The organism is Armatimonadota bacterium, assembly GCA_020354555.1.
Taxonomy (GTDB): Bacteria; Armatimonadota; Hebobacteria.
This window is the reverse complement of the sequence record CP070648.1, coordinates 4,492,182-4,504,391: the sequence shown is the minus strand read 5'-3', so window position 1 is coordinate 4,504,391 and position 12,210 is coordinate 4,492,182. Positions and strand designations below refer to the sequence as shown.

The following is a 12,210-nucleotide window of genomic DNA, read 5'->3' as shown; positions in this document are numbered from 1 at the left end:
TTCCGCGTCCTCATCAGTCGGGGCCTCGACATTGCCGACGCCGACTGTCGCGGCATTCCGTTGGCATGGCGCTCGCCGAGCGGACTATCGGGCCCGTGGTATTTCGAACCCGAAGGACTGGGCTGGCTGCGAACGTTCTATGGCGGCCTCGTCGTCACCTGCGGTCTCACCACCGCCGGCGCGCCCTCCGTGGATCAGGGCAAGGAGCTCGGACTCCACGGGCGCTTCTCCACGCTGCCAGCGAGCGGCGTTGCCACGAGCGAGCGCTGGGAGGGCGACGACTACGTCATGAGCGTACGCGGACAGGTGCAAGAGGCCGTTATCTTCGGCGAGAACGTGCTCCTGACGCGCGAGATTACGACGCGCCTCGGGGAGAATCGGTTCTGGTGGCGTGACGTCGTGGAGAATGTCGGCTACCGCACCACCGAACACATGATACTGTACCACATCAACGGCGGCTACCCGGCGGTGGCGCCGGGCGGCAAGCTCGTGTCCCCCACACTCGACGCGACGCCGCGCGACGCCGACGCGGAGATCGGCAAGGAGGAGTACGCCCAGTTCTCCGCGCCGGTGCCTGACTATCGCGAGAAGGTGTACTACCACAACATGGCCCCGGACGCCGAAGGCCGCATCCGCGCGGCTCTCATCAATGAGGGCTTCGCGGGCGGGCATGGCTTCGGCTTCTACGTCACCTACCGCGCCGATCAGCTGCCGCGCTTCACGGAATGGAAAATGATGGGCCAGGTGGACTACGTGGTCGGCATGGAGCCCGCGAACTGCCTGGTCGAGGGGCGCGCCCGGGAGCGAGAGCGCGGCACACTGCAGTTCCTCGAGCCCGGCGAGCGCCGAGAGTATGAGGCGGAGATCGGCGTGCTCGACAACGCCGAGGCGATTCGCGGGTTCCAGGATGCCGTACAGAAGGCGCTCAAAGGGGCGCGTTAGGCACGGCACGTCCCGCGAGAGATGTCGGCATCCATTCCCGGTGCGCCCGGAGGTGCCTTGACGCAGCTCATTCAGCCCTTCCTGCTCAGTAGGCCTTGTGCTCCGTTGCATGCCGCGCGCGGCATCCGCGCCAGCGAGACGCTTACGCGAATTCCACGACAAGCATTGCCGCGATGAGCCCCATGATCACCCCCGCCACGCCCCACGCGATCGCGTTATGCAGTCGGCTGTTGACGCGCGCGCCCATGATGGACGGACGGTTCACCAGCAGCAGCATAAAGACGAGGATCACGGGCAGCAAGCACCCGTTGACCACCTGCGACAACACCATCAGATCAATCAGCGGGGCGCGGGGGATGACGGTCGGCACGGCGCTAATGATCAGCACACCGGTGAAGATCCCGAAGAAACGCGGCGCCTCGCCCAGGCGGCGGTCGAGTCCGCTCTCCCAGCCGAAGGCTTCGCACACGGCATAGGCGGTCGACAGCGGAACCACCGCCGCGGCCAGCATCGAGGCGCCGAAGAGCCCGACGGCAAACAACAGGCTGGCGTAGGCTCCGGCGACCGGTTCCAGCGCAAGTGCCGCCTGGTCAGCCGTGGTGACCGCCGCGCCCGCGGGATGAAGGCGTACCGCAGCGGCGACGACGATGAATACCGCGATGATGTTAGCCGCGACAGCGCCGGTCACGACATCTACGCGCGCCATGCGGAACTGCGCCTCGTGGATTCCCTTCTCCACGGTTGATGACTGAAGATAGAACTGCATCCACGGGGCGATCGTGCAGCCAATGATCGCGATCACGACCCGGATGAACTGCGCGTCCGCCGCGAGCCACTGCCGCGAGGGCACGAACATCGTCGCGACGACGGTTTCCCAGGACGGATGTGCCGCAAAGCCGGCGATGATGTAGGACACAAAGATGACCGTGAAGCCGAGAAACGCCCGCTCGACCGCGCGGTAACCCGTGCGCGTTATCAACAGCCATACGGCGGCGACGAGCAAAGGCACGGACACGGCCCGCGCGACAAGCCAGTGGGCGACAGGTGGCAGGCGAGCGCCGAGGATCTCGGCGCTCGCCGCAAGTCCTGCGACATTGGCGACAGTGGTCGCGGTGTTGGCGATGAGGAGTGCGCTCATGGCAAACAGGGTCCAGCGCACTCCGAACTGCTCGCGGATCAGGTCGCTCAGGCCCTTGCCGGTGACGGCGCCCATGCGGGCGCTCATCTCGTTGATGACGATCATGCCGAGCGCCGCAACGAGCAAGGCCCAGAGCTGCCGGTAGCCGAACGAGGCGCCGGCGACGGTGTAGGTCGCGATGCCCCCCGCGTCGTTCCCGCTGAAGGCGGTAATCAGCCCGGGACCTATCACGGCCAGGAATAAGAGGATCCTGTGCACCGGCCGGATTCTCCTCGCCCGTCAACTGGCGGGTCCTTGCCCTCGACGCATGAATACCGGCGGGCACAGCGGGGTGGCAAGAACCCGTTCCGGCACGAGTCCCTGGGGCGATGAGCGGCCGGGGGGCATCCGTGACGCGGCCGTCACGCGTCGCAGAGCGGGGCGCAGCGCCGCAACGCGGCAATACCAGGAACTCTCCGATTCACGCTCACACACTCACTCGCACGAGCAATGCCACATAGATCGGCACCGTCGCGAGGGTCGTCGTGACTGCCACGAGCGGCCACAAGGCGACCGCCGGATCCATGCGCAGGCGCCACAGCGCCACTGGCAGCACCGACCCGATCACTGCTCCCACCACGAGCCCGAGGGGCAATGCTATTGCCAGTGCGCCGGCCATGGCCGGCTCGCCCCAACTGAGTGCCGCCGCCGCCGAGATGGCGCCCGCGATCCCGCCAACGAGGAGCGCCGCCGCGGCCTCACCCAATAGGTGGATAACGAAATCGCGCAGTCTTTCTTCGCCCAGCGCGTACGCCCGCACCACGACGGCCGACGACTGGCTGGCGGACCGCACGCTCAGTCCGAGGACGAGGGGCAGCGCCGCCGCCGCCCGCCAGCCGATCTCCGCGAGCCCGGCTGCGCGGCCCATCATCGCCGAGGCGAGTAGCCCCGCAGCCGCGCACACGATCAGCCACGGCACTCGCCACAGCGCATCGAGAACCCACGCCCGGCGTCCGCCGATATCGCTGGGCGCCCCCGCGAGGCGCCCGAGGTCTTCCGCAGATTCCTCCTGCATTACCTCCAGCGCGTCGTCAACGGTCACCACGCCGCGCAGGATACCGTTCTCGTCTATCGCCGGCAGGCTGAGGAAATTGTACTTAAACATCGTCACGGCCACTTCCTCTTGATCCATATCGAGAGGCACCGCGACGACGTCCGCCCGCATGATGTCCGCAATGTGCGTATCGGGCGCTGCAACGAACAGGGCGTCAAGCGATATCACGCCTCTCAACCGCCCCGCCTCGTCCACGACATAGACGTAAGAGGCCCCCTCCGTGTCGGGCGAGATGCGGCGCAGTTCCGCCATCGCCTGCTGCACCGTCAGATCGTCGCGCAGGGACACGAAGTCCGGCGTCATGAGGCCCCCCGCGGTCTCATCGGGGTGGGCAAGCAACTGCTCCAGCTCTCGCGACTCCGCCTCCTCCATGCGCGACAGTAAGTCGTCGGCGACTGGCTCAGGCATGTCGCCGAGGACGTCCGCGGCTTCGTCCGGCGGCATCATCTCGAGCACGTCGGAGGCGCGCTCCCGGCTCATATCCGTCAGTATCTCCCGCTCAAGCTCATCCCCCAACTCGGGGAGCGTATCGGCCAGCTTGCGATCGTCAATCGCCTCGAGCACCGCCGGTCGCGCCTCGGGCTCCAATTGCGCAAGAATAGAGGCTAGATCCGCGGGAAACATCTCGCCGAGCCGTTGATGGGTCATGCGCAGGCGCAATCTATCCCACTTCGCCTCCAGCGGCTCCAGGTAGTTCCACGCAATCAGGCTGTCGGGCAAGCGCAGACGGATGAGTCTCGCCGCGCGATCGAGCGGTCGCTCGACGTTCAGGCGCCGCAGCAGCCCGCGCACCCCCACATCGGCCCCCACCAGTCGCAACTCGTGATCCGTGGGCGCGAGCGAAAAATCGTTGACGCGCACCACTTTGCGCCCCGCCCGATCAACTATCTGGCGATCGAGGAGCTGCCGCCCCAGCAGCACTTCATTGTCCGTCGGAACGGCGGGTTCGATATCTGCGAGCGCCGCAGAAAGCTGAGCCCCGGACTCGTCAAGTCGCACGATGTAACGCCACGGCACGAGCATCGGACGGCGGCTCCGCGACGCGACCGACACCGCGGTCACGCGCGGGAACAGGTCAGCGGTGGCGACGAGGAAATCGCTGATCCATCCGACCTTCCGGCCCTCAGCGTCCCTGACCGGCCGGCCCAGCAATCGCGCAAGGTAGAACATGGCAGTGTCGCGCAGTGTTAGTCGCGCAGGCCGAACGCGCCTCCTGCAAACATCGTCCACAGTGGGCCGGATCAGGTCAAGCGACCTTGAAATCGCGAGGCCGCACACCGAGATCGAAGTGGTGGAGGATCGCCTGACGGATGCGCTGGGCTGCTCTGCCGTCGCCGTAGGGATTGCTCGCCCGCGCCATGCGCAGGTAGGCCCGGCCATCGGACAGCAAGCGCCCGGCAGCCGCCACGATTGTGTCCTGCTCGACGCCGACGAGCTTCGCCACACCGGCGGCGATGCCCTCCGGCCGCTCCGTCGTCCGCCGCAGCACGAGCACCGGCTTGCCCAACGCCGGCGCCTCCTCCTGCAAGCCGCCGGAATCCGTCAGCACGGCGTACGAGCGCTTCATGAGCGATACGAAGCGCTCGTACGGCGGCGCCTTGATGAGCACGACGTGCTTCTCACCCGCGAGCTGCGCCCGCACGGCTTCCGATACCGCCGGATTGGGATGCAGCGCATAGACGATGAGGAGGTCCGGGTGGTCTCGGGCCAGCGTGCGCAGTGCGCCGCATATCTGGAGCAGAGGCTTGCCCCAGTTTTCGCGGCGATGCGCGGTGACCAGAATGATACGGCGGTCGGCTCTTCCGAGGGCGTGGCGCACTTTCGACGGGAGCGGATGATCCTGCTCGGCGACCGAGAACAGCGCGTCTATGACGGTATTGCCGGTGACGTGGATGCATCCCCGGTCCACGTTCTCGCCGATCAGTGCCTGGCGCGCCCCGCTCGTCGGCGCGAAGTGGAGATCTGCAATCGGCGTTACCAAACGGCGGAAGATCTCCTCCGGGAATGGGTTATGCTTGTCGCGTGTGCGCAGGCCCGCCTCGACGTGCCCGACCGGGATCTGCTGGTAATAAGCGGCCAACGCCCCCGCGAACGCGGTTGCCGCGTCCCCCTGCACGAGCACCAAGTGCGGCCGCGCGTCGGCGAGCGCCGGCTCCAGGCGTTGCAGCAGACGCGATGTGACTCGCGTCAGGCTCTGCCTGGCCGTCATGACGTCGAGGTCGTAGTCCGGCTCTATGTCGAACAGATCCAGCACCTCGTCCGCCAGCCGCCGATGCTGCGCGGTTGCGATGACGCGCGTTTCGAAGACGTCGGGAAAGCGCCGCAGTTCCCGCACCACCGGCGCCATCTTGATCGCCTCCGGGCGCGTACCCATTGCCAGAGCTATGCGTCTCCGTTCGCCCGTCCTGTTGCTCACCGACAAGCGCTCGATTCTGCCGTGAGCGCAACGCTCGACGTGCGCGTATCGCCCACAGCGGAGTCCGATCGAATCTCACGTTGGCAGCGACATCACGATCGCGACCGCCGAGCACACGGCGCTGATCGCGTATATGATGAGCACCGCTTGGCGCTGCGATAGCCCCCGGTCGAGCAAGCGGTGGTGGAGGTGGTTGCGATCAGCGCGCGCTATGGACTGCCCGTTGCGATAACGGCGGATCATCGCCCACAGGGTGTCGAAGATGGGCACGGCAAAGGCGACCACCGGCGCCAGGAGCGCCACCGATGCGGCGATCTTGAAAGTCCCCAGCACCGCAGTGGCGGCCGCGGTATAGCCCAGAAAATGACTCCCCAGGTCGCCCATGAAGATCCGGGCCGGGTTGAAATTGTAGGGCAGGAACCCGGCGGCGGATCCGGCGAGAGCAGCGGACAGGGCCGCCGCCCCCAACTGGCCGCGAGCCGCCGCAACCACCGCCAGCGCGAGGGACGCGATGCCCACGACGCCTGCCGCGAGACCGTCGAGTCCGTCAACGAAGTTCACGGCGTTGACGATGCTCACCACCCACGCCACCGTCAGCACGCTTCCCAACCACGGCGGAATCGGGTGACCTGCCAGCCCGGAGATGCTCACGCCGAAGGGTATCAACAGCGCGGCGCAGATGACCTGGGCGAGGAACTTGGGCGCGGCTCGCATATCGAAACGATCATCTATCGCACCCACGAGCGCGATGATGAATCCCCCGCCCACCACGGCACCGATCTGGGCCGGCGGCACGCCGCTCGCCCCGCCTCGCCACAGCAAAGCGGCCATGGTTATCCCGAAGCCAACGACCATCGCCAGGCCCCCCCACGTCGGCATCGGGGCCAGATGCACGCGACGGCTGCGTGGCTGGTCCACCGCTCCGGCGCGCCAGGCGAATGCGATCACGAGCGGGGTCGTCGCTGCGGCGATTGCGGCAGCGGTGAGAAAGCACAGAGCAATCAACAGTGGCGCCGAGCCTTGCATCTATCGCCTACGCGCCTCGCTCGCGCTCCAGCGCGGCGATCTTGGCGAGTCTGCGCACGTGGCGCTCCTTGCCGCTGAAGGGCTCGGAGAGCCAGACGCGCAGAACCTCTTTCGCGAGTTCGCCACCGACCACGCGCGCGCCCAGGCACAGCACGTTGCTGTCGTTGTGCGAACGCGCAACGCGCGCGGAGTAACAGTCGTGGCACACGCACGCTCTGATACCGGGGATCTTGTTCGCGGCGATCTGGCTGCCGATGCCCGTCCCGCAGACAAGCAATCCGCGCTCGCTATCTCCAGCGGCAACCGCGCGACCCACGGCGAAACTCTGATCGGGATAATCAGAAGGCTCGGTGCCGTGCACGCCGTAATCGGTGACGGTGTGCCCCCAAGCAATGAGTGCCGCTTTCAACTGCTCCTTGAGTTCAAAGCCAGCGTGGTCGCACCCTATCGCAATCGTCGTCATCGGTCTCTCGCTGAGGATGTGGGTGACGCGGTCTCGGCGTTCGCGCCGCGCCGCAGGTCGAGGTCGCCAGACTGCACGCACTGCGCCTCGTCCGCCCCCGTTCGCAGCACTCACGTCGTTGGCGCATCGCGGCGGCGCGCCGGTGCGCCCCGCGCGCCTGACAGCGAGCGCATGCATCTTCGACCCGGCTGCCGCTCGCTACTCCGAAGGTTCGGGGGCTGCGCCCGGTTCCGCCGGTGCCTTGAGCGGTATCGCAAAGGTGAACGTGGACCCCTTGCCCGGCTCGCTCTCGACCCAGATGCGTCCGGCGTGGGCTTCCACGAGATGCTTGACGAGGAAGAGCCCGATCCCCGTCCCCCCCGCGCGCCGCGTATCTCCGCCCTCCACGCGATGGAACCGAGCGAAGATCTTGTCCATGTGGTCCGGCGGAATGCCGATGCCCTGATCGGCGACGCTCACTTCCACGTTGCCGCCGGTGGCTCGCGCGGAAACCACCACATCGCCGCCGTCCGGGCTATACTTGATCGCGTTATTGATGAGGTTGGTCAAGATCTGATCAATCTTGTCATCGTCGGCAATCACGGTCGGCAGGGCCTCTGGTACATCCATCTGAATATGGTGGCGCGTCGTGTACGACTCCTGGCTCGCCACCACCTTCGCGATCAAGTTACGCAAGTCCACCGGCTTGAGGTTGAGTTCCAGCGCCCGGCCCGCTTCAATCCGCGACACGTTGAGCAGATCGTTGATGAGGCGCACCAGACGATCGCATTCCTGGTCTATGATCTGATAGAACTCCACCTGCGTGTCGCGGTCATAGTAGCCGTCGGTGTCGTCCAGCAGCGTCCGTACGAACCCCTTGATCGAAGTCAGCGGCGTGCGCAACTCGTGGGAGACGCTGGCCACGAACTCGGTCTTCATGCGCTCGACGTTGCGCAGCTCGGTGATATCGTTGAACGTGGCAACGACACCGGTCACCGCGCTGCTCTCGCCGCGCAGCAGCGCTGTCTGCACCTGGAATATGCGCTCGCCAGGCGTGTACAGCGACACCTCCTGGGCTTTCTCCTCAGCGTCCTCGAGCGACGCGCTGACCAGCGACTGCACCGTCTCGTTGCTCACCACGCTCACCAGGCTCTGCCCGGTGCCGTCGTCGTGCGGGACACCGAAGATGCGTCTCGCCGCCGAGTTCATCAGGAGTATCCTGCCCTCAACGTCGACGACGAGCACCCCGGACAGCATGCTCTGGAACGTGAACTCGAGTTGCTCCTTGGCGCTGGTCACGGCGATGAAGATCTGGGCGTTGGAGATGACCGACGCCGCGCTTCTCGCCAGCACCGTCAGCAGGCGGACATCCTCTTCCTCGAACGACCCGCCGCCCCGCTTGTTGAAGACGTGCAAGACGCCGATCGTCTGGCGCTCGATCACCTCCTGGTTCTCGTCCTTGAACTCGAGCGTCAATGGGACGGTCAGGCCGTTGCGTACCTTGAGCAGCGCCACATTCTCCTTCACCGTGCGCGGATCGGACATCATGTCGTCGCAGATGATCGGCTCGCCTTGCCGGAACGCTTCCCCCGAAACGCCATGGGTCGCGCGGACGCGGAAGGTTCTCACCTCCTCGTCCGTCAGGCCGAAAGCCGGCGCCTGCGCCTGAAGCTCTCCCGACTCCTTGTCGTAGAGCATGATGACGCACTTGTCGGCCTGGAGAATCATCGCCACTTTCTTGACGAAGAGGCGCAGCGTATTCTGCAACTCCGATTGCGTCGTGATCGGCGGGGGAGCTTCCGTGGCCACCGATGCCGCGTCGAGTTGCTCCTCCAAAGCGCGCTTGTTGTGCTCCAGCTCACCCAGCCGCGCGCGCAGCCGTTCGATCTCCGCTTGCAGATCGCGGACCTGAACTTGGGCTTCGTCAGGCAATGTCCTACCTCGCATTACGAACGGATGAATGACCTCACGAGTCCCCAGCGCTGCGGACGGGCGGGTGCCGTTCCCGCAACCGCCGTCGAACTCTCCGGACGGGCACCGGCGGCTTGCCCTCGCCTACGCGAGGCGCATCTCTCGGTCCACTCCACGGAACATCCCTCCGCCGGGCGCAAATGCCGCTCCGCATGGTCGCGCCCCGAGGGAGGCGCGCGGCCCGACCGCGCTGCCAATCGCAGGGACCCATCGATCTGATATCATTGTAGAGCAAGCGGCGCGAAGCCGTCAAGCCGTGCAGGGCGATCCTCGGCCTCGGGTCGTCGGCGCGCCAGGGGCAAGGCATCACGGGGGCTCGCACGAATCCCGGATCTATGGCAGACGACGTGCGGCCGCACCTCGCACGTCCAATCCGGTAACGGCAACCAGAGGTCTGCGAGATCATCAAGCAGCAGGAATGCGCGGTCACGCGTGGAAGACCTGGGCAACGCAGATCCGCCGTGGCTTCATATGCCTAGAGAGACGACAAACAGTGCGGCCAGGCGCGAGCGGGCCTCGCTCACGAGCGCGCACCGACGCGCCTGCCGATTGGTGGCCAAGGGCGACCTGACGTCGGCAATTGCCTTGCTGCGCCATTCGCTCAAACGTGCCCAGGCGTTGAAGTCCGAAAGCCCGGATGCGGCTGTCGTGCGCGCACTTGTGACGTTGGGCTCGTGCTGCGTTGAGGCCGGGGCGGCAGAGGAGGGAATGAGCTACCTCCGCCGCGCCATCGAGTTGGACACCCGTAACACCGACGCCTATTGCGCCCTGGCCGCCGCGTGCGAGAAGTGTGGGCTGCCGGACGTGGCGATGGAGCTGTTTCACGAGGCGATCCGCTCCGACCCCCGATGTGCCCGCGCCTACAAGGGGCTCGCCGGCCATTACCTGGAGCAGGACCGCTACGACGAAGCCATCCGTGCCTGTCGCCGCGCGGTCGAACTCGACCCGGATTACGAGCCGGGCTACGTTGAGTTGGCGGTGGCAAGCGAGCGCACAGGGAATGCCGCGCAGGCCGCGACGGCGCTGCAGCACGCCATTCGCCTCAACCCCCACAACGTACACTATCGCCTCGGCCTCGCGCGCAACCTGATTCAGCAGGGCCTCTCGCGTCAGGCCGCTGACTGCTTGCGCGACGCCGCTGCGGGCTTTCCCGACAACATTGAGGCGCGCCAGTCGCTAGCGGAACTCTATGCCGACCTCGGTGAATACGATCGGCTGATCCAGCAGGCAAAGGAGATGCGCGCCCTGTCGCCGCGCAACCCCTCGGCCTATGAGCTGTTGGCGATCGGATACCATCAGAGCGGGCGACTTGCGGAGGCGCTGGATGCCGTTCGCCGCCTGATTCGGCTGGAGCCGCGCGAGGCGCACCATCACCTCAAGCTCGGCGTCCTGCTCCAGCAGCAAGGGCGCTTCGCCCAGGCAATGCATGAGTATGCGCGGGCGGCCGCTATGCACTCCGAGGATCCCGACACGAAGCACGGCGCGCGCGAAGCCATCGCCAACCTCGATGAGATTCAGATCCGCCAGATCCTGCTGCGCGCGGCGGAGGATCGCGTGTTTGGCGTCAAGCTGACGCGCGACCCCGTGGCTGCCACGCTCGAATACGGCTTCCGCCTCAGCGAGGACGCCCTCGGAGCACTGATGCAGATACAGCTCGACGACGAGCAGGCCGCATCGGACGACTATCCCCCGGTGTACCACTAACGCGTCGCGGGTGCGCCGCCGCGGCGCGTCGTGCTTTTTCGCATCTCAGATCTGATGTCCTGGGGGATACGCGCAACCGGAGTTGAGGTGCCGACGTGAACGCTCAGCCTAGAACTGGCCCGGGCTCTTGGGGGGCCCGGGTGCTCGTTTTGAACGACCCGGGAGATCTCGCTGACGAGATGACGCGGGCCGGCGCCGTCGCTATCCCCGAAGCCTTCGCAGCCAACGCGAGCGTGCGCCTGGTCAAGCTCGACGCCGTTGCGGCAAGGACGGCCGAGACGGTCGAGCGCGCAATGCGGGCGGCCGGCGGCGACGCGGCGGCCGGGAGAGATCCCGACCAGACTGGCTGCCTGCTCATTGGCACGCTCGCGCAGCACCGTGATCTCTGCGCCAGACTCGCCCAGGCAGGACCGGACCTCGCGCAAGTCGGGGCGGAAATCGAGCGCGCGCTGTCCGCTTTCGACGACCCCCTCGCGATCGAACTGCGCTGCGGGGAACACGTCCTGCCTATCGGCGAACGCACTCTGGTCATGGGCATTATCAATGCCACCCCGGACTCCTTCTCCGGCGACGGGCTCGCGGGCGATGCGGGGGCGATGGTCGCGCGCGGGGAGCAAATGGTGGAGCAGGGCGCGGACATCCTTGACATCGGCGGCGAGTCAACGCGACCCGGCTCCGAAGCCACAGATGCGCGGGCCGAGATGGAGCGCGTCCTGCCGGTCATCCGCGAACTCCGGGGTCGCGTCAACATCCCGATTTCGATTGACACCTACAAGGCCGAGGTGGCGCGCGCAGCGCTCGACGCGGGCGCCGGCATTATCAACGACATCAGCGGGCTGCGGTCCGACCCAGGGATGGCCAGACTAGCCGCCGAGCGGCACGTCCCCGTCATCGTCATGCACATGCTGGGCACGCCGAAGACGATGCAGGACGACCCCCGCTACGACGACCTCATGGGGGAGATCGCCGCCTATCTCCGCGAATCGGTAGCCCTCGCCGAGCGCGCCGGGGTTCCCGGCGATCAGGTTGTGATTGACCCCGGGTTCGGCTTCGGCAAGACGGTACAGCACAACCTGGAGACCGTGCGTCGCTTGCGCGAGCTGAAGAGCCTGGGCCACCCCGTGCTGCTCGGACCATCGCGCAAATCAACCATCGGCAATGTCCTCGACCTGCCGCCGGACGAGCGCCTCGAGGGCACGCTCGCGGTGCTCGCGCTGGCCGTGGCCAACGGCGCCGATATTGTGCGCGTCCACGACGTCCGGCCCGCGCTGCGCGCGGTGCGAATGGCCGACGCGCTCGTGCGCGGCTGGGCGGGGGCCTAGCGCGCGCGATCAGTTCCCGCAGCGGCCGTCTCGCGCATCAGGATGCCGCCCGGCGCTCGCCGCCGACATGCCGGCATGCTCCCAAACCTTGACGCAGCTTGCGCTTGAACGTATGATGTACGCGGTATCATCTAAGTGGGGCTTGTGTCTTGCCGG

Annotated in this window: 9 protein-coding genes; 3 read left to right on the top strand and 6 right to left on the bottom strand. The window is 66.6% G+C overall.

The window, feature by feature from the left end:
- Positions 1 to 942: aldose 1-epimerase family protein (locus JSV65_18505; GenBank protein UCH34489.1), on the top strand; the 942-nt coding region annotated here is incomplete at its 5' end.
- Positions 943 to 1,084: 142 nt separating this feature from the next.
- Here the strand turns inward: JSV65_18505 and JSV65_18500 are convergent.
- The 6 genes from JSV65_18500 to JSV65_18475 all read right to left on the bottom strand — a co-directional run bounded on the left by JSV65_18500 (position 1,085) and on the right by JSV65_18475 (position 8,989).
- Entirely contained in the window at positions 1,085 to 2,338 is a 1,254-nt protein-coding gene (locus tag JSV65_18500) for an Nramp family divalent metal transporter (protein UCH34488.1), read from the bottom strand.
- 208 nt (positions 2,339 to 2,546) lie between these two features.
- Entirely contained in the window at positions 2,547 to 4,343 is a 1,797-nt protein-coding gene (gene mgtE, locus JSV65_18495; GenBank protein ID UCH34487.1) for a magnesium transporter, read from the bottom strand.
- Positions 4,344 to 4,419: 76 nt separating this feature from the next.
- Positions 4,420 to 5,547: a UDP-N-acetylglucosamine 2-epimerase (non-hydrolyzing) gene (gene wecB / locus JSV65_18490; GenBank protein ID UCH34486.1), complete on the bottom strand. Its 1,128-nt coding sequence runs from the start codon at positions 5,545 to 5,547 to the stop codon at positions 4,420 to 4,422.
- A 117-nt stretch (positions 5,548 to 5,664) separates the two neighbouring features.
- On the bottom strand, positions 5,665 to 6,483 hold the full coding sequence (locus JSV65_18485; GenBank protein ID UCH34485.1) for an undecaprenyl/decaprenyl-phosphate alpha-N-acetylglucosaminyl 1-phosphate transferase: 819 nt from the start codon (positions 6,481 to 6,483) through the stop codon (positions 5,665 to 5,667).
- Between the two features lie 139 nt (positions 6,484 to 6,622).
- Positions 6,623 to 7,078: a ribose 5-phosphate isomerase B gene (gene rpiB, locus JSV65_18480; protein ID UCH34484.1), complete on the bottom strand. Its 456-nt coding sequence runs from the start codon at positions 7,076 to 7,078 to the stop codon at positions 6,623 to 6,625.
- A gap of 198 nt (positions 7,079 to 7,276) precedes the next feature.
- Complete coding sequence (locus JSV65_18475; GenBank protein ID UCH34483.1) at positions 7,277 to 8,989, bottom strand: GAF domain-containing protein; 1,713 nt, start codon at positions 8,987 to 8,989, stop codon at positions 7,277 to 7,279.
- Between the two features lie 747 nt (positions 8,990 to 9,736).
- On the opposite strand from JSV65_18475, the gene JSV65_18470 reads away from it, so the two are divergent.
- Entirely contained in the window at positions 9,737 to 10,732 is a 996-nt protein-coding gene (locus tag JSV65_18470) for a tetratricopeptide repeat protein (GenBank protein UCH34482.1), read from the top strand.
- 140 nt (positions 10,733 to 10,872) lie between these two features.
- Positions 10,873 to 12,054, top strand: coding sequence for a dihydropteroate synthase (gene folP / locus JSV65_18465; protein ID UCH34481.1), 1,182 nt, complete (start codon positions 10,873 to 10,875; stop codon positions 12,052 to 12,054).
- The last annotated feature ends 156 nt before the right edge of the window (positions 12,055 to 12,210 follow it).

Bases quoted from the DNA above. Each gene is read 5' to 3' on its own strand.
- mgtE (UCH34487.1), bottom strand. From the start codon at position 4,343: ATGTTCTACCTTGCGCGATTGCTGGGCCGGCCGGTCAGGGACGCTGAG.
- rpiB (UCH34484.1), bottom strand. From the start codon at position 7,078: ATGACGACGATTGCGATAGGGTGCGACCACGCTGGCTTTGAACTCAAG.
- JSV65_18470 (UCH34482.1), top strand. From the start codon at position 9,737: ATGAGCTACCTCCGCCGCGCCATCGAGTTGGACACCCGTAACACCGAC.
- wecB (UCH34486.1), bottom strand. From the start codon at position 5,547: ATGGGTACGCGCCCGGAGGCGATCAAGATGGCGCCGGTGGTGCGGGAA.